Source organism: Paenibacillus sp. J22P165 (assembly GCF_059692015.1).
In genome coordinates this window covers 120,528-139,130 of the sequence record NZ_JCAUAP010000006.1, presented here as the reverse complement: position 1 = coordinate 139,130, position 18,603 = coordinate 120,528, and the positions used below count along the sequence as shown (strand labels likewise).

Annotated in this window: 17 protein-coding genes and 1 tRNA gene; 4 read left to right on the top strand and 14 right to left on the bottom strand. The window is 43.8% G+C overall.

Annotated elements, in window-relative coordinates; translation table 11 throughout:
- Window positions 1-141 precede the first annotated feature (141 nt).
- The 6 genes from AC58QM_RS15800 to lonB form a co-directional block, all read right to left on the bottom strand.
- Complete coding sequence (locus AC58QM_RS15800; protein ID WP_497285511.1) at window positions 142-684, bottom strand: hypothetical protein; 543 nt, start codon at window positions 682-684, stop codon at window positions 142-144.
- A gap of 118 nt (window positions 685-802) precedes the next feature.
- On the bottom strand, window positions 803-1,210 hold the full coding sequence (gene speD, locus AC58QM_RS15795) for an adenosylmethionine decarboxylase (protein ID WP_056610310.1): 408 nt from the start codon (window positions 1,208-1,210) through the stop codon (window positions 803-805).
- 306 nt (window positions 1,211-1,516) lie between these two features.
- The gene (locus tag AC58QM_RS15790; protein WP_497285510.1) at window positions 1,517-2,104 is read right to left on the bottom strand and encodes a non-ribosomal peptide synthetase module; all 588 of its coding nucleotides are present in this window, start codon (window positions 2,102-2,104) and stop codon (window positions 1,517-1,519) included.
- Window positions 2,105-2,347: 243 nt separating this feature from the next.
- Complete coding sequence (gene yihA, locus AC58QM_RS15785) at window positions 2,348-2,995, bottom strand: ribosome biogenesis GTP-binding protein YihA/YsxC (protein WP_497285508.1); 648 nt, start codon at window positions 2,993-2,995, stop codon at window positions 2,348-2,350.
- A 17-nt stretch (window positions 2,996-3,012) separates the two neighbouring features.
- A complete protein-coding gene (gene lon, locus AC58QM_RS15780) occupies window positions 3,013-5,364 on the bottom strand; it encodes an endopeptidase La (RefSeq protein ID WP_497285506.1) in 2,352 nt (783 codons plus the stop codon).
- A 163-nt stretch (window positions 5,365-5,527) separates the two neighbouring features.
- Window positions 5,528-7,246: an ATP-dependent protease LonB gene (gene lonB, locus AC58QM_RS15775; protein ID WP_497285504.1), complete on the bottom strand. Its 1,719-nt coding sequence runs from the start codon at window positions 7,244-7,246 to the stop codon at window positions 5,528-5,530.
- A 194-nt stretch (window positions 7,247-7,440) separates the two neighbouring features.
- Here lonB and AC58QM_RS15770 point away from each other — a divergent pair, with 194 nt between their 5' ends.
- Window positions 7,441-8,121, top strand: coding sequence for an N-acetylmuramoyl-L-alanine amidase family protein (locus tag AC58QM_RS15770; protein WP_497285502.1), 681 nt, complete (start codon window positions 7,441-7,443; stop codon window positions 8,119-8,121).
- On the opposite strand, the gene AC58QM_RS15765 is transcribed toward AC58QM_RS15770, so the two are convergent.
- The 6 genes from AC58QM_RS15765 to AC58QM_RS15740 form a co-directional block, all read right to left on the bottom strand.
- Window positions 8,122-8,925 (bottom strand): divergent polysaccharide deacetylase family protein, encoded by an 804-nt coding sequence (locus AC58QM_RS15765; RefSeq protein WP_497285500.1) that lies wholly within the window; start codon window positions 8,923-8,925, stop codon window positions 8,122-8,124. It abuts the gene before it with no gap.
- A gap of 179 nt (window positions 8,926-9,104) precedes the next feature.
- On the bottom strand, window positions 9,105-10,205 hold the full coding sequence (gene ispG, locus AC58QM_RS15760) for a flavodoxin-dependent (E)-4-hydroxy-3-methylbut-2-enyl-diphosphate synthase (RefSeq protein WP_497269068.1): 1,101 nt from the start codon (window positions 10,203-10,205) through the stop codon (window positions 9,105-9,107).
- A gap of 97 nt (window positions 10,206-10,302) precedes the next feature.
- Window positions 10,303-11,571 carry an ATP-dependent protease ATP-binding subunit ClpX gene (gene clpX / locus AC58QM_RS15755; protein WP_497285498.1) on the bottom strand — a complete coding sequence of 423 codons (1,269 nt, stop codon included), beginning with the start codon at window positions 11,569-11,571 and terminating at the stop codon, window positions 10,303-10,305.
- Window positions 11,572-11,583: 12 nt separating this feature from the next.
- Window positions 11,584-12,174 (bottom strand): ATP-dependent Clp endopeptidase proteolytic subunit ClpP, encoded by a 591-nt coding sequence (gene clpP, locus AC58QM_RS15750; protein ID WP_065851718.1) that lies wholly within the window; start codon window positions 12,172-12,174, stop codon window positions 11,584-11,586.
- Window positions 12,175-12,378: 204 nt separating this feature from the next.
- The gene (gene tig / locus AC58QM_RS15745) at window positions 12,379-13,680 is read right to left on the bottom strand and encodes a trigger factor (RefSeq protein ID WP_497285496.1); all 1,302 of its coding nucleotides are present in this window, start codon (window positions 13,678-13,680) and stop codon (window positions 12,379-12,381) included.
- Window positions 13,681-13,790: 110 nt separating this feature from the next.
- Window positions 13,791-14,702 carry a hypothetical protein gene (locus AC58QM_RS15740; protein ID WP_497285494.1) on the bottom strand — a complete coding sequence of 304 codons (912 nt, stop codon included), beginning with the start codon at window positions 14,700-14,702 and terminating at the stop codon, window positions 13,791-13,793.
- A gap of 161 nt (window positions 14,703-14,863) precedes the next feature.
- Here AC58QM_RS15740 and AC58QM_RS15735 point away from each other — a divergent pair.
- Together AC58QM_RS15735 and AC58QM_RS15730 are read left to right on the top strand one after the other, a co-directional pair.
- Window positions 14,864-14,937 (top strand) — tRNA-Arg (locus tag AC58QM_RS15735).
- 200 nt (window positions 14,938-15,137) lie between these two features.
- Window positions 15,138-15,992 (top strand): methyl-accepting chemotaxis protein, encoded by an 855-nt coding sequence (locus tag AC58QM_RS15730; RefSeq protein WP_497285492.1) that lies wholly within the window; start codon window positions 15,138-15,140, stop codon window positions 15,990-15,992.
- Window positions 15,993-16,091: 99 nt separating this feature from the next.
- Here AC58QM_RS15730 and AC58QM_RS15725 read toward each other — a convergent pair whose 3' ends face one another.
- Both AC58QM_RS15725 and AC58QM_RS15720 read right to left on the bottom strand, forming a co-directional pair.
- Window positions 16,092-16,223 carry a hypothetical protein gene (locus AC58QM_RS15725; RefSeq protein WP_310501452.1) on the bottom strand — a complete coding sequence of 44 codons (132 nt, stop codon included), beginning with the start codon at window positions 16,221-16,223 and terminating at the stop codon, window positions 16,092-16,094.
- 175 nt (window positions 16,224-16,398) lie between these two features.
- Window positions 16,399-16,512, bottom strand: coding sequence for a DUF4023 family protein (locus AC58QM_RS15720; RefSeq protein ID WP_082593271.1), 114 nt, complete (start codon window positions 16,510-16,512; stop codon window positions 16,399-16,401).
- Window positions 16,513-16,705: 193 nt separating this feature from the next.
- Here AC58QM_RS15720 and asnB point away from each other — a divergent pair, with 193 nt between their 5' ends.
- Window positions 16,706-18,550: an asparagine synthase (glutamine-hydrolyzing) gene (gene asnB / locus AC58QM_RS15715; protein WP_497285490.1), complete on the top strand. Its 1,845-nt coding sequence runs from the start codon at window positions 16,706-16,708 to the stop codon at window positions 18,548-18,550.
- Window positions 18,551-18,603: the final 53 nt, after the last annotated feature.

The window sequence follows — 18,603 nt, the reverse complement described above, 5'->3', positions numbered from 1 at the left end:
ATTTAGAATCATTATAGCACAGCAATACCGACATTCCGACAAAATATTTGAATAAATTATGAATGCTTTGGGTCTGTTCGTTAGTTTTAACAGCTCTTTGCTCCTCTATACCTCAGCTAGACAGAATCTAGGCAGAATCCCCTATTGCAGCCCTTTTTTTCTTAAAAAGGTGGTCATTTCCCGATCGAGTTTGGATAACTCTTCATTCTGAGAGGAGATGATATCGCCGTTGGATGCCATCATTTTCTCATAAATCTCATACATTTCACTGAGCTGCTTATGGATCTCTTTCAAAGTTAACGTTTCATCCGGCTTCAAAGCTCTGACGCCCCCAAGCTGTAACCTTTGTATGTATTGGCTTAATTGGGTTATGAAATTGAGCGAGCCCAACTCCTCACTTCCCCCAGCAGCTAAAATAAGTCGCTCATGTGTATACTCGGCTGAATACAACGCTTGTTTCACTGGATCCAACTCTTTCGTGCTTTTACTTAATGAGGCTTCTTCCAAGCTGCTCTTCACGATTTCCATTTGAAATAAAGATACCTGAAAAAGTAAATGCGTTGCATCATGATCTTCTTTATCCTTATGTTGACCCAACATTTGGCTAAGCTGATAAATAGGCCAAATGATTAGAAAGAGAACAAAAACATAGAGCACTGTTTTCCTAATTAATTTCTGTTTCAAACCTCATCCCCCACTCCCAATGAACTGGACATGTATCACCAATATCATTGTATGGGTATCTGAACAAACAAATAACCACGGATTTCTCCGTGGTTATCGTTATGAAAAATGCAGAATTTTATTTAACAAGCTCTGCTTGCTTTATTTCAGGAGTTTCTACTTGTAATTCACCCATTCCGCGAACAAGTTTCTTCGCATAGAACGTTTCTGGTTTTAGTACGGACACCATAAAGTCGATTGCTAATTGAGGGTCGACTGTCTCACCGCAAGTATAACAATCAAGCGCGGCAAAACCTCTCTCAGGATAAGTATGAATGGAGAGATGACTCTCGGACAACATAACAAGCACTGTTGCACCTTGTGGTTCAAATTGCTTCGATTGTACAGATAAAACAGTCGCTCCACATACCTCGGCAGCTTCAACCATCTGAGCTTGCAGCCATTCTGCATTGTTCAGAAGTTCAAAATCTACCCCCCAAGTATCAACAGCAACGTGTCTTCCGAAAGTTGAGTATTCTGTTTCCATCTTTCGGTTCCCCCTTCCTAGGAATAAAATGTGTTAAAAAATTTCATCCGCTAGGACCTACGTCATTCACTTCCCGAGGGTATAATCTCTCGCAACATTCAATGTCCTGAGTGAATCCTGGTTCCTATATTGTTTCAACGAGAATAAAAATAACATCTATCGACGAGAAATGCAATAGTTTTTTTTGTTAAACGCTAACTGTCACATCGACGCCATATCTAAATTATGTTACAAAGCCATCACATGTGCTTCAAAACAAAAAGAGACCCAAAAATGGGTCCCCACAAATATGTCATGTATGGGTGATTATGCCTCCAAAACGAACAAACGATGTGTCAGCTCATTGAGGCGAATGTCGATCTGTTGGTGTTCATCCCTTGCCTGCAGCATGTTACGCATATCAAGAAGATGATTGATTTGATCATAGATCATTTCAATTTCTTGCTCAACTTCTCTCTTTTGGAACATTTGCTGCATAAGACCAATAGTATCTTTGTGCTCATAAACAATCGTTAAGAGTTGACCTTTGATTTCTTCGATCTTCACAACGGTTCCGCGTTCATAATAATAAACCATTGTGTAACTAGGATAAATTCGGTTGACTTTAGCGCTGCCTTTGAATTCCGATACTGCTTTACGCATTAAATTAGCTAGTAAGGTATTACTTAATCTGCAGGATCCTGTGCATTCATATAGGCCCGATTTCTTTTCAAATGAGAGGACAATTTCTTGACCTGCGCCATCTTGAAAAACAACTTCTTGATTCCCGTTTTCCAAAACTTTGACTTGCAGTGTCACTTGGTGGTCCACAAACATTTGAAAAAACTTCAACATATCGGCTTCTGTTAACTGGAGGCAGGTTTTGACATATTCAGTCGCTAACCTTTGTGCCATAAAAATCCCTCGATTCTTTGTTTTCAAGCCATTAACTATTACCTTGTTTATTATTATACTACAAGAGTCGCGATTATTCCTGCCAGCAATTCATGATAATCAGCCAAATATTCTGAAAAAAGCTTGATAAACTGGAATGCCATTAAATTTCCCCCAGATTACCTCGCTTTCCCGTATACTTCTTTTTGATTTCCTCTGTCTTTGAACGTTCTGCTCAAAAATACGCAAAAAACCGCCCTATAATTAGGACGGCTCAGGATTAGTTACAGCGGTAAGCACTTCTTCGGTTTGTGGCTCCGGCTCGCCGTAAGCAATCGCTTGCTCTAGAATTCCCCACAGCTCATCTTTGCCAAGCCCTAGCTCGGAAGAGAACATGAGTGGCTGAACTCCTTTATCCATCCCTAGTGTTTCACGTACTATCTTTAAATGTTTTGGCCATTTGCTCTTAGGAATCTTGTCCGCTTTGGTCGCAACGACAAGCACAGGCACATCCATGTGGCGTAGCCATTCGTACATCGCTTGATCATCTTTAGATGGCGGATGTCTCAGATCGACTAGCTGCATCACAAGGCGTAAAGGCTCACGATTTAATAAATAGCTTTCAATGAATTTGCCCCACTGCTCACGCTTGGTTTTGGATACCTTCGCGTAGCCGTAGCCGGGAAGATCAACGAAATATAAGTCCTGATTCACTTTATAATAGTTAAGGGTTTGCGTTTTGCCCGGTTGAGAACTGGTTCTAGCTAAGTTTTTACGAGAAATCAAACAGTTAATGAGTGATGATTTCCCGACATTAGAACGCCCTGCCAGCGCAATCTCTGGCAAGGCATCCTCTGGATATTGGCTAGGTCCAACCGCACTGATGATAAACTCAGCTTGATTGACTTTCATGAATGTTCAACTACTTTCTAAGTCGATCCGACGTTAGCCGTCGGCTTATTTTTGATAAGTGCATGTTCCAGCACTTGATCCATGTGGCTGACAGGGATGAATGTCATCTCTGCACGAACACTTTCTGGAATTTCGATAATGTCTTTCTCGTTGTCTTGAGGTAACAGGATTGTACGAATCCCTGCACGATGTGCAGCTAGTGCTTTTTCCTTCAAGCCGCCGATTGGGAGCACGCGGCCGCGAAGCGTTACTTCACCCGTCATTGCCACTAAGCGTGAAACTGGAATATTCGTTAAGGCAGAGATTAATGCAGTAGCCATCGTAATCCCTGCGGACGGACCATCCTTCGGAATAGCTCCTTCAGGAATGTGAATATGCACATCATTCTTCTCATGGAAATCTGGAGCAATGCCAAGCACGTCAGCACGCGAACGCGTGTAACTGAAAGCCGCTTGCGCAGATTCCTTCATCACATCACCGAGCTTACCCGTCAAGGTTAACTTGCCAGTACCAGGCAATACAGATACCTCAATGACGAGTGTATCTCCACCTACTTCGGTCCAAGCAAGACCTGTAACAGCCCCAATCTGATCCTTTTCTTCTGCAACATTGTATTTAAACTTAACGGGACCTAAATAGTCACTTAAGTTCTCTACGGTTACATGAACAGGTGTCTCAGGGTTCGATACAATCTTTTTGGCCGCTTTACGATTCATACCTGCAACTTGTTGCTCTAGATTACGCACGCCTGCTTCTCGCGTATATTCACGCACAATCTTCATCAAAGCAGCCTCATCAACAACAAGCTGTTCTTCTTCAAGACCGTGATCACGCTTCTGCTTCGGAAGTAAATATTTCTTGGCAATTTGGAGTTTCTCAATCTCCGTATACCCTGGAATATATAGAACCTCCATCCGATCTAACAGAGGACGAGGAATATTATGCACAGCATTCGCCGTGGTCACAAACATCACGTTGGATAAATCATAAGGAACTTCAATGAAATGATCGCTAAAAGTGCTATTTTGTTCGGGATCTAATACTTCAAGTAGGGCAGATGCAGGGTCTCCACGGAAATCCATCGCCATCTTGTCGATTTCGTCTAATAAGAAGACGGGATTGTTCGTACCTGCATTCTTCATCCCTTGAATGATTCTACCAGGCATCGCTCCCACGTAAGTACGACGATGACCGCGAATCTCTGCTTCGTCTCTAACGCCGCCGAGCGAAATACGTATAAATTGTCTACCCATAGATCGTGCTATAGAACGAGCAATCGAGGTTTTACCTACCCCAGGAGGACCTACTAGACAAAGGATTGGCCCTTTAAGCTTCTTAACGAGCTTCTGTACAGCTAAATATTCCAGAACGCGCTCCTTCGGCTTTTCAAGACCAAAGTGATCTTCATTCAGAATTTCTTCAGCTTTGTCTAGGTCCAAATCATCGTCTGTTTGCTTGTTCCAAGGAAGACCTAGCAACCAATCGATGTAATTGCGGATAATGCCGCCTTCCGCAGAAGTTGCAGGCATTTTCTCGAGCCGATCAATTTCTTTTTCGACCTTCTCGCGAACCTTCTCAGGGAGCTCTGCTTCAGCTAGCTGATTGCGTAATTCATCAACCTCGCCCGCACGGCCTTCTTTATCCCCGAGCTCTTTCTGAATGGCTTTCATCTGCTCACGGAGATAATATTCTTTCTGTGTTTTCTCCATTTGCTTCTTAACTCGTTGGCTGATCTTGCGTTCAAGTTCGAGTACTTCTCGCTCATTATTCAAAATATTAAGCATTTTCTCGAGCCGTTCACGTACATCAACGGTCTCGAGAATATCTTGTTTATCTTTGATTTTCAGCGATAAATGACTACAAATGACATCCGCCAAGCGCCCAGGCTCATCAATATCGGACACCGCGGCAAGCGTTTCAGGCGTTACTTTTTTAGATAAATTGATATAATGCTCAAATTGACTTAGCACACTTCGCATCAAAGCATCTATCTCAGGATCTGATATTTCTTGCTCCGGTAATTCCTTAACTGTGACCTCATAATACTCGTCATTCGTCAAATACTCTACGATTTCAGCACGTAATACGCCTTCTACTAGAACACGAATTGTACCATTCGGTAATTTAAGCATTTGCCGCACTTTAGCAATGGTTCCGATGCGATAAATATCCTCTTTTGTTGGTTCTTCTATGTTGATCTCTGATTGAGAGCAGAGGAGAATCATGCTGTCATCCACCATCGCCCGCTCGAGTGCTTTCACCGATTTTTCTCGCCCTACATCCAGGTGTAGAACCATGCTCGGATAGACCAGCAGTCCCCTAAGAGGCAATAACGGTAATCTGCGCACCTTCATTTTTCCAGGCCCCATCCTCTGCACCTCCAATAATAGGGATCCTTGAACCTTACGTCCAAAGTCTCACCTTGTCTATGTGGGATTTTCTCCCTACGTTGCCCTTTACATTTTAACAAAACTCTAAACAAAACACCAATTGAGAGCTAACGCGTCATGTTAGATAACGGAAAGCCTCCCTTTAAGAGTCAATTGTATGCTGTGAATTGGCATGTAGAATGGGTAAAGTTGTAGCCGGAATCGTTCTCTCCATAGTTAAAGGTAGTGGGATCACATTATCGTGAAGCTCAATGCCAAGTGCAGCTGAAAGTACTTCCTCGATGGTTTCGGCCGCGACAACCTCGACACCCGGTAAATCAACAAACAGCGCTTGCCAATTTTCCTTCGGAATGATGACACGCGTAGCTCCAGCTTGGAAAGCCGCCTCCACTTTAGCAACAACACCGCCAACAGGCTTCACTTTGCCATGGATACTCATTTCACCCGTCATCGCTAGTTTATTATCTACAGGTATTTTATGTATAGCTGAGGCAATTGCCGTAGCCATCGAAATACCTGCGGAGGGTCCGTCGATCGGCACACCACCAGGAAAATTAATATGCAGATCATAATCCGACGTATTAAAACCTAATTTCCGAAGCACGGTTAATACATTTTCAACCGATCCGCGAGCCATGCTTTTACGACGAATCGTTCTGGATCCTCCACCCATCTCTTCTTCATCAACAACGCCCGTAATATTAAATTTCCCTGTACCAGCAACAGCAATCGGAATAGCCGTAACTTCAATCTCGAGTAGTGTACCCAAATTAGGACCGTAGACAGCCAAGCCATTTACGAAACCGATTTGTGGTTGAGCTGGCACCTTCCGCTCTGGTCTCGGTGGGATTTGTGAGGAGTTCACCACCCATTCAATGTCGGCTGCGGTAATCGCATCCCGCTTGTCGGTTAAAGCGATACCCGCGGCTAGCTGAATGACATTCACAGCCTCACGACCGTTCGTTGCATATCTCGTCACTACATTTACGGCATCTTCACATTTTTTAAAACCAATTTTATCAAGAGCTTTCCGAGCAATTTCACCCACCTCATCAGGTAGTAACGGACGGAAAAATATTTCTAAACAACGCGAACGAATGGCCGGAGGAATCTCGCTCGGTGTGCGCGTTGTCGCTCCAACTAAACGGAAATCTGCCGGTAGTCCATTCTGAAATATATCGTGAATATACCCAGGAATATTCGCATCCTCAGAGCTGTAATAAGCACTCTCCAAGAATACTTTACGGTCCTCAAGCACCTTTAATAATTTGTTCATTTGCGTCGGATGCAATTCACCGATTTCGTCGATGAACAAAATCCCACCATGCGCTTTCGTTACAGCACCTGGCTTAGGCTGCGGAATCCCAGCAACCCCCATCGCACCTGCACCTTGATAGATAGGATCATGAACAGAACCAATCAACGGGTCTGCGATACCACGCTCATCAAAACGAGCCGTCGTCGCATCAATCTCAGTAAACTTAGAGTCAGGCCGAAATGGTGACTCTTGATTCTTCTTCGCTTCCTCTAGTATGACGCGTGCAGCAGCTGTTTTCCCCACTCCGGGAGGGCCATAAATAAGCACATGTTGAGGATTAGGACCACATAGTGCTGCCTTCAGAGCTTTCAGCCCTTCAATTTGGCCAACGATATCTTGCATAGAAGAAGGTCTTGTTTTCTCAGATAAAGGTTTGGTTAACGAAATGGATCTCAACTTGCGTAGCTTTTCCAATTCTTTCCTAGACTCTCTATCCACTGCAGACTTGTTCGTCTGTTGATTTCGCAGCAAATTCCAGAAATACAACCCGATTACAACTGCAAAAAACACTTGAATGACCATTAGAATGATACTTAAACTCATGTGTTGAACCTCCTTAAACACGTCATCTTCGATTAGTTACGTACATACCTTGCCTATCTACCTTTGCTAATTTCCATTATTCCCGTGTAAAAGAAGGTTAATCCAATCTATGCAAACTTTTGCATCACGTATGATACCCTCCTTGTGGAAGAAGGATAAGGGTAGTTATTCTTGCAAAAAGGATGTGGCGGGATTTGAAGCAATACCTGTTGATTATCGTACTTGCGTTAGTTGTTTGTGCGCCTAACTCGCAGATATCTGCGGCTGCTAGTAACGATCCTCTTCTTCCGACCGCAGACATTATTCTCGACGTAGGGCATGGCGGCATCGATAGCGGGACCATGGTTGGCAAATACGAAGAAAAAGATATGAACTTAGCTATCGCCAAAAAGACGTATAAAGCACTAGTTAAAAGAGGTTATCGTGTTATCATAAATCGCACCGAAGATTACGCATTAAGTGATGATAATAGATGGTCATACGGAGGTAGACACAGAAAGGACCTGGCACAACGTTCTGGTCTTGCCAATACCATTAAACCGAAAATCATGCTCAGCTTGCACATCAATTGGTCCAAAAAATCAAACACGCGCGGTCCCCTTGTGATTTACCAAAATCAATCAGACAGTATCTTGTTGGCAAGCTTACTGCAAGGTACATTGAATAACGTTTACGGGATGGAAGAGCTCCCTGTACTTGGCAAAAAGTATTATGTACTCAAGTTTACAAAATGCCCTTCCGTTATTGTAGAGCTCGGCTTTTTATCAAACAAGACGGATCGCAAGCTATTGAACGACAATCACCATCAAGCAAAACTTGCCAAAGCGATTACACAGGCTGTCGATCAATATTTTTCAATGACGCATGCGAACTAGTTATTTGACCATTTGTGAAATGGGGACAAAGGTAGCTTCCTTTTGAATAGCCGGAATTGCCTCATGAATGACATGAGCCGTTTTCTTTCCTGGAGGCCCCACATGACCAATCGCAATCACTTCGTCTTTTTCATGGATGAGTTTCTTCAGTCTGACCATTTGCTTGTTAATATGACTATAAGTATACAAGTCGTCGAAAAAAAGCTGATTGTCTGCATGCGGCACACCGCGTGAATCTGCTATCTTGCCAATCAAACTCTTCGGTGTTGTTCGACTATCCAGTAGGATGAGATTTCGTTCTTTGCAAATCTCAATGAGAATTTTCATCACTCTTTCATCAGCGGTCGCTTTGGACCCCATATGATTATTAATTCCTATGGCATATGGAACGTCATCAATCGCCGCTACGATACGTTTGTGGATTTCTTCACTGGACAAGTCTGTTGTGATGGCACCAGGACCGAGCCAACTCTTCTTCCCTCTCACAGGCTCCATCGGCAGGTGTAGGATGACCTCAAGTCCTCTGTCATGGGCTAACTGCGCATCTTGCTTCGTTGAGGGCAAGAAAGGCATAACAGCCACTGTAAATGGAATGGGCAGCTTCAGCATCTCCGCTGTCCCTTCCATGTTGTTGCCAAAATCGTCAATGACGATAGCGACCTTCTTCGTCACTGCTGCCGTAGGCTGCTGGGGGTTCAAAATAGGATCGGCCTTTGCAAATCCTGGATTAACCGTCAGAATAGCTCCCGCAATAAGAGTAAGAGCCACCTGTCGACATAATGCAAATGTTGGATACTTCTTCATCCTTTTCTCCTCCTAGTGCTTTGGAAAGACTTACTGTCAATAGAGTATGCTTTCCAGTTTTACTCATTATGCTTCTCTTGCTTATCAAATATGCGTAAGATATGCGATCATGGGCATACAAAAAAACCGTTAAAGACTCTCACAAGAGTTCTCTAACGGTTTGTTCAAATCCTATTTACTTAGTGCTGCTTGCGTCCAGGAATAACCCCAGTCTGTTCATAAGAAGCCACAATGATATCAATTTCCTTTTTCAACTCACTAAGTAATTCAGCTTCAGGCACCTTCCGGATCATTTCTCCGTAACGGAATAGCATCCCTTCGCCACGTGCCCCTGCAATGCCAATATCGGCTTCTCTTGCCTCACCAGGGCCATTTACGGCACAACCTAGCACAGATACCTTAATAGGTACTTTGATTTTGGCAATGTAGTCCTCAACTTCATTAGCAATAGAGAACAAATCGATATCTAAGCGACCGCAAGTCGGACAGGAAACTAATGTCGCGGCGTTCGTAATCAAACCAAATGTCTTGAGCAGTTCTCTTGCAACCTTGATCTCTTCGACGGGGTCAGCACTCAAAGAAATACGAAGCGTATTACCAATCCCCATATTAAGCAAAGTCCCAATCCCAGCAGCGCTTTTCACAGCCCCTGTAAAGAGCGTCCCAGCCTCTGTGATCCCTAAATGAAGTGGATAGTTAAATGCCTTCGCAGCTTGCGAATATGCCGCAATAGCCATTGGTACATCAGACGCTTTCAAGGATACGATGATATCATGGAAATCGAGTTCTTCCAAAATATTAATATGGAACAAAGCGCTCTCGACCATAGCTTCAGGCGTTGGATATCCATACTTTTCAAGAAGATGATTCTCAAGGGATCCTGCGTTAACGCCAATACGAATCGGAATACCACGTTCTTTACAAGCTTTAACAACCGCTTCGACTTTCTCACGGCGACCAATATTGCCCGGATTAATACGGACTTTATCGATCCCATTCTCAATCGCAGCAAGCGCTAAACGGTGATCGAAATGGATGTCAGAGACTAACGGAATATGAATTTGCTTCTTAATTTCCTTGATCGCTTCAGCGGCTTCTTTATTGTTCACCGTCACGCGTACAAGTTGGCAGCCTGCTTCTTCTAAACGAAGAATTTCTGCTACAGTCGCTTTGACGTCAGCTGTTTTCGTTGTGCACATGCTTTGCATAATCACTTCGTTACTGCCACCGATCGTTAAATCACCTACCCGAACGGCTCTGGTATCTCTTCTATGGAACATTTTGGTTTCTCTCCCCATGACACCAAAAGTCCTCCGCTCCAATTCCCAGAAATGGAAATTGGATTGGAGGCTGTGTGTTCATTTATGAATTAATCGGTTATGCACTTTCTTCCTTCTTCTTACCAGATGGCTGTGCGCCTTCTTTGGTCGTCAGAACAGGCGTGATCTTGTTTTGTACCGTTTCTTTGGAAACGACGCAAGTAGAAACATCCGTTCTTGAAGGAACTTCAAACATCACATCAAGCATAATGCTCTCAATGATGGCTCTCAAGCCACGAGCACCGGTATTCCGTTTAATCGCTTCTTTGGCAATCGCATCAAGTGCTTCTGCATCAAATTCAAGCGAAACGTTATCCATCTCGAGCATCTTCTGGTATTGCTTCACGAGCGCATTCTTAGGCTCGGAAAGAATACGCACAAGCGCTGCTTCATCAAGCGGCTCTAGCGTCGAAATGACCGGTAAACGACCTACGAATTCCGGGATTAATCCGAATCTCAAAAGATCTTCCGGAAGAACCATGGATAGGTATTCACCTGGTTTCAAATCAACTTTCGCGCCATCTGTGCTAAAGCCAATGACTTTTTTACCGATTCTGCGTTTGATAATTTGCTCTAATCCGTCAAATGCTCCACCACAAATAAATAGGATATTCGTCGTGTCGATTTGAATGAATTCTTGATGCGGATGCTTACGACCACCTTGTGGAGGTACGGAAGCTACTGTGCCTTCAAGAATTTTGAGAAGAGCTTGTTGTACACCTTCACCGGAAACATCACGTGTAATGGATGGGTTCTCGGATTTACGTGCAACTTTATCAATCTCATCAATATAGATGATGCCGCGCTCTGCTTTTTCAACATCATAATCAGCGGCTTGGATCAGTTTGAGCAAGATGTTCTCAACATCTTCACCTACATAACCAGCTTCTGTTAAAGAAGTTGCATCGGCAATCGCAAATGGCACATTCAAAATTTTCGCAAGAGTTTGCGCAAGAAGTGTTTTACCACTACCTGTTGGTCCTAGAAGGACGATATTACTTTTTTGTAGTTCAACATCTTCAAGCTTGTTCTGGGAATTGATCCGTTTGTAGTGGTTATACACAGCAACAGCCAATGATTTCTTCGCTTGTTCTTGACCAATGACATATTGGTCCAAAATATTGCGAATTTCCTTTGGTTTCGGAACATCCTTCAGATCTAGCTCTTCTTCATGCCCTAATTCTTCTTCCACAATCTCCGTGCAAAGCTCTATACATTCATCACAAATGTAAACTCCCGGTCCGGCAACAAGTTTTCGAACTTGGTCCTGGGATTTTCCACAAAAGGAACATTTGAGTTGGCCTTTTTCATCGTTAAATTTAAACATGGGATCACTCCTTTATTTCAAGTCGTTTCGAGTGATAACCTCGTCGATTAACCCGTATGCCTTCGCCTCATCAGCGCTCATAAAGTTATCTCGGTCGGTGTCTCTTTCGATCTTTTCAAGCGGCTGTCCCGTTCGGTCCACGTAAATCTGGTTGAGTTTATGCTTGGTCTTGATAATCCAATCCGCATGGATTTTGATATCGGTTGCTTGACCTCTAACACCGCCGAGCGGTTGGTGAATCATTACTTCTGCATTCGGCAGCGCGTATCGCTTACCTTTGGCTCCTGCAGTCAAAAGCAAAGAACCCATACTTGCGGCCATACCTACACAAATCGTAGATACATCCGGTTTAATAAACTGCATGGTATCGAAGATACCCATTCCAGCCGTAACAGACCCACCAGGTGAGTTGATATATAGGTGAATATCTTTTTCAGGGTCCTGGGCGGATAAAAAGAGCAGCTGGGCAATGACCAAATTAGCCACATCGTCATCAATAGCGGTCCCGATGAAGATTATGCGGTCCTTAAGTAAACGCGAGTAGATATCGTAGGAACGCTCCCCACGAGCCTCTTGTTCTACAACCATAGGAATAAGACTCATTGTACCAACTCCTTTTGCGGCAAGCGCCATGTTCTCTCAATTGAGTGTACTGAGATTCATTTACAGTTTAACACGATTGAACAACAATGTCATTTTTCTGAAATCAGCTATGTAAGCGGTAATACGTATGTACTAAAGCATTTAGACGTAAATTAGGGTAAAAGAAAGGCACGTTGCTTGCGTACGTGCCTTTACTTACCTTATTTACACGGCTGCGGAAACATGCTTGCTATTTTGAAGCAAGAAATCAACCGTTTTTCTGATAACTAGATCATTGCTAAGACCTTCAAGAGATCCGTTGGAAGCAAACAGCTCACGAAGTTCAGCTGTTGATTTTTGGTAAGACGGTGCATACTTCTCAAGTTCCGCATCAACTTCTTCTGTGGAAACTGTGATTTTTTCTGCAGCTGCGATAGCTTCAAGAACAAGGTTGTTACGAACACGCTTCTCAGCATCTTCTTTCATTTGTTCTTTCAATGCGCTCTCGTTTTGACCGGAGAATTGGTAGTAGATCTCAAGCGTCATGCCTTGGGAGCGAAGACGTCTTTCGAATTCTTTCACCATGATGTCAAGTTCAGCTTCAACCATCGAACCTGGAATTTCAACTTCTGCGTTAGCAGCAGCTTTTTCAACAACTGCAGTTTCAATTGCAGCTTCGGAATCTTTTTCTTTACGCTCTTGCATACGTTTTTGAAGCTCTTCTTTGTACTCAACAAGCGTATCGAATTCACTTACGTCTTTTGCGAACTCATCGTCAAGCTCAGGCAGGTTTTTGCGTTTGATATCGTGAAGTTTCACTTTAAACACAGCTGCTTTGCCTTTCAAATCTTCGGAATGGTAGTTTTCAGGGAAGCTAACGTTAACGTCTTTCTCTTCGCCTTTACCAAGACCTACGAGTTGCTCTTCGAAACCTGGGATGAAGGAGTTCGATCCAAGCTCAAGGGAATACTTCTCCGCTGTGCCGCCTTCGAATGCTACTTCATCAACAAATCCTTCGAAATCGATGATAACAACATCGCCGTTAGCAGCTTGTCCTTCTTCAAGAACAACCAGTTCAGCATGACGTTGTTGCAAACGTGTAAGCTCATCATTCAATTCTTGCTCAGAAACAGTAGCGTCAACCGCGTCTACTTCAATACCTTTGTAATCGCCAAGCGTTACTTCAGGCTTAACTGTTACTTTAGCTTTGAATTTCATAACTTGACCTTTACCAAATTGCTCAACGTCTACTTCAGGGCGATCAACAGGCTCGATTTTAACCTCTTCAATCGCTTCAACGTAAACTTCTGGTAAGATGATATCGATAGCATCTTGGTACAAGCTCTCAACGCCAAATTTAGCTTCAAAGATCGAACGAGGCACTTTCCCTTTACGGAATCCTGGAACATTCACTTTCGCTGCTACCTTTTTAAATGCTTTATCCAAAGCATCTGCTACACGTTCTGCCCCAACTTCAACTTCAAGAACGCCAACGTTCTTCTCTATTTTTTCCCAACTTGCTTTCATTTTATGCCTTCCCCTCCAAAAATGTACCATGACATATATTTTTCACGTTAAGCTCATTATAACCATTCTATTATACCATATAACATTTTCATTTCAAGCAAGCTTTGTTCTTAACTAGGATCAGGGCTAAATTGCTTAACAAACGCCGTTAACACATTGTGTGCCCGCTTCCATTGCAAGGTCATTGCATCCACGATGCCATAAGTTTCTAACAACTCTTCTCGATCAACGGTACCGAACAATTTGTCTTGCAAAATTGCATGCAGAGCTGAGGCCCATACGTCTACCGCACTTTCTTCTGCCCTTAGCAGCTCCGTATAAATCGAGGTGCCATATGCATAGGCAAGAAACTCCTGCCAAGTCTGCGTTGCGAAGTAAACAAAGTCAGGTTGGCTTATTTCACTAATGTCCCCGACTCTGCGAATCATATCACGAATTCGTAATGGAAAATCTTCCGCGGTTAGCGGTGTTTCATCAATTTCCACGAGAACCGTTTTACCATTCTTGGGGAACTCAATAAGCCCATGCTCCCCCATTTGTTTAAGCGTCTGAAGAGCCTTGAATTGTAAGTGCGGGTGCCGCGGTCTCTCGCAAAGCCAGTTTCTTACGAAATGACTCACTTCAGGTTGCTCGATAAAAGCAAGCTGCTCCAAGGCACTGACTTGCTCCTCTAGCGTTCCTTCTTGAAGCATAGTTTGAAGCTTGTTCACAAAAGCGCCATCATCTGATGCTGCTTTGTCGTGGATATATTGCCGCAATAAGTCGGATTCTGCCTCCGAAACTTCATCCTCTGTCTCTGATGTTGAAAACATCGTTTCCGGAAACATAGTGAGCAGCCAGTGCCGCAGGGCTTCCCATTGGTCAGACTTATTCGCATCAACATTGGGAAACTGCAGAAGAAAAGTAAGCATATCAAGTGCTTCTTTATATTGCTCGGACCTTAACAACTTGGTTAACTCGTCCTCATAGAACTGCTCTGTTTTAGGAAAAAGGATAACATTCTCTAAAGATGGGTCTGACATTAGGATCACCTCTGTTCGTGGTCTCGCTTGTGCCAGTTTACTCTATCATCCAAATGATTGCAAAAATATTTAAAAATGAAGTTGACTCGCATTATACGTTGTGATATATTAACTCTTGCTTCGCCAAACGGATCATGTCCAGGCGGTAAGAAGTGTCATAGGTCTCAGTAGCTCAGCTGGATAGAGCACACGCCTTCTAAGCGTGCGGTCGGGGGTTCGAATCCCTCCTGGGACGTCAATTTTAAACAAAAAGGCCGCGCAATTGCGCGGCCTTTTTGTTATAGACTTTAGAATCCCTAACATCGGCTGATTAGAATATGTTGTAATTCCGCCGCAAATTTTGTCGAATCCTCTCCTTTTTTAGGGTAAAATATTATTAGTACATGTTAACAACTCAGAATTAGCTAAGTTACTATACTTAGAGGAGTGAAACGAATGCAAGACACAACGAAACACCAATTAGAAATTTTATCTTCTATACAAAGCCATCTAGCTATGATTACGTTTGACACGAGCGGATATGTAACATGGGCAAATTCGCTCTTCACTTCTGCTATGGGATATACGGTGGAAGAAATTATCGGCTTCCATCATAGCAAGTTTTGTTTGCCTGAATTTGCTTCCAGTTCAGCCTATGATAATCTCTGGAAAGACCTACGTAGTGGTAAGGCCTTTCAAGATAAAATTATCCGGATTGCAAATGGTGGACGAAAACTTACATTAGAAGCAACTTACATGCCGGTCTATAACGAAGGCCGCGTGAATGCGATCATTAAGATCGCCACTGATGTTACGAGTCGTGAAACCGTCCTACAACAGAGTACTGCCGATTTGAAAGCTATGGTAGAGAAGATTACCGCCAGCACAGAGGAAGTATTAGAAGCTTCCAAAGTGATCGTTACGCATATGTCAGAGATGAGCAGAGAGTCTTCTACAGTTGAGAAGCAAGTGAAGACTATCCAGTCTGTAACCACGATTGTCAAAGAAATCGCTTCTCAGTCCCATCTATTGGGCCTGAATGCCGCACTTGAAGCTGCTCGTGCAGGCGAGCTTGGACGAGGGTTTGAGGTGGTTGCCAATGAAATTAGGAAAATGGCTAGTTCTAGCAAACAATCTGCCGAAGAAATATCCGATCAGTTAATTAATATATCGACATCGGTATCATCGATGATTCAAAGTATTGAGGATACTACAAAGCAAATTTCCGTCAACTCCAATTCGATTGAACAATTAAAGAAAGCATATGACCATATTGCTTCGACTACGGAACACTTGGCATCCTCTATATAAATGATATACATAACCCAACCCCAGCTTAGCCAATAACCGCCTACATGAATGAAAAACACCCTCGCTGCGGTTAGCAGCAAGGGCGTATGAAGTAACTGATTAAACCGATGGTCGATTAGGTTGATGGTGTCCTGGTTCTGTCGAGTCCAAATTCGATTGAATCCGTGAGGATTGCTTCGAGTTGTCGATTGTGCTTTGTATTTTCTGTGACATACTTTTCTTTTTACCCATGCTAAGCAACTCCTTCAATTCATAGAATGAAAGCCTCAATAGTATGGAAGAATTCATTTACGATTATGCCTTCTAATTTATAGGGAATACAAGAAGAAATACCAGATACAACAAATCAGATACAAAGAGCCTGCAGAGATCTCTCCCTGCAGGCTCTTGCTCATGCCAAACGACGTTAGTGCATCTTATGAGGCAAATTCTTGCCTGTCTGACCGTCACCTTGTGTCCTTTTATTCTTCTCGGCTTTCCTCTGCTTCTCGTGCAGCTTGCTAATGAAATGACTATCCATGAGCACTCGCCTCCTGAAGAAAGAATGGCATTACCCCTTTAGAATGTCACGGCGGCTCGAAATTTAAACACCCAATCTATACAAAAACCACGTCCCGGCTTGCTCCCCCGGTTTTCTGGACAGACATTTAATACCTTCCATTTGCATACCCTTTATCATTATGCTCTCTTTAAAAAGAAAGGAAGGAACGTCTATGTGCGGAATAACGGGTTGGATAGATTGGCGGAAAGACTTGACCGGGTACCCGTCCATTCTAGAAAATATGACGGAAACGCTCCACCTGCGTGGACCTGATGCAACAGGTACCTGGATTTCACAGCACTGTGCCCTTGGACATCGACGTCTTAGTGTCATGGATCCTGAGAACGGCGCTCAGCCTATGGTACGCAAACAAGGCGACTATACGTATACCATCGTATATAACGGCGAACTCTATAATGCCCCTGAGTTAAAAAAGGAGCTTGAACTCCGCGGCCATCACTTTCGCACAAACTGTGATACTGAAGTCCTTCTGGTTGCCTTTATTGAGTGGGGAAAAGCATGTATTGACCGTCTGAATGGCATCTTTGCTTTTGCGGCTTGGAATGACCAAGAGCAATCACTGACCCTAGTACGGGATAGACTCGGCGTTAAGCCTCTCTTTTATTCCCATCAGGACAGTGTGTTATTGTTCGGTTCTGAACCCAAAGCGATTCTAGCCCACCCTGATTTCAAAGCGGAAGTCGGCGCGGAAGGCTTTGCTGAAATATTCGCAGTCGGACCGGCCAGAACGCCAGGACATGGGATTTATCGCAACATGTCAGAGCTGAAGCCAGGTCAATTTGCTATTTTTGATCGAAATGGATTATCCATTCGCACGTACTGGAAGCTCGAAAGTCACCAGCACCCCGACGATATCGCGGGAACAGCCGCCAAGGTTGGGCAATTGTTAAGCGATACTTCCGAACGTCAACTCGTATCGGATGTTCCGATCTGTACGCTTCTTTCCGGCGGACTTGATTCTAGCGCGCTCACCGCACTCGCTGCGACACATTACAAAGAAAGCGGGAAAGGATCCCTCCACACCTTCTCCGTGGATTACAAAGATAACGATAAGCATTTCAAAGCAAATCTATTCCAACCAAACTCTGATGCACCTTGGATCAAAAGGATGACCGACCACCTAGGCACCCAGCATCATTACATCGAATTTGATACGCCAGAGCTTGTGGAATCCCTGAAGACAGCGGTACTCGCTCGCGATACACCTGGGATGGCCGACGTCGATGGATCCTTGTATTTATTTTGCCGAGAAATTAAAAAAGAAGCTACCGTTGCCATCTCTGGAGAAGCCGCTGACGAAATATTCGGTGGATATCCTTGGTTTCACAATACTGAAGCACTTGAAGCGAACACGTTCCCTTGGTCTCTCAAGTTGGCAAATCGGGTTGATCTGCTGGCACAGGACTTTGTAGATTGGATTAAGCCCGTCGAGTATGTCAGCAATCGGTACCAACAAGCTTTAAGCGAGGTCCCTCGCCTAGCTGGGGAAACTCAGCAGCAGAACCGGATGCGGGAAATGTCTTATTTGAACATAACGCGGTTCATGCCTACGTTGCTCGATCGCAAAGACCGCATGAGTATGGCCGTCGGGCTCGAAGTGCGCGTTCCGTTCTGTGATCACCGCCTAGTCGAGTATGTGTGGAACATTCCTTGGGAAATCAAAACTTCTGGGGATCGAGAAAAAGGCATTTTGCGTCAAGCCTTACGTGGCGTACTGCCCGAAGATGTCCTCACACGGAAAAAGAGTCCCTACCCGAAAACACACAACCCGAATTATTTAACAGCCGTCCGAAAATGGGTATTGGAAATTCTAGATGATCCTTCATCCCCACTCTTGCCCTTCATCGACGTCAAAAAGATCCGCGCACTCGCAAGCTCAGACTCTAATGATTTCGATCTTCCATGGTTCGGTCAGTTAATGACGGGTCCTCAGCTATTCGCTTACTTAGCGCAAGTAGATACTTGGCTTCGGACTTATAAAATATCGATTCGTTAATCGTATGGCTAATGGAACTAAAAAGTAAAAATAAAAAGACCTGCTTCCACGCT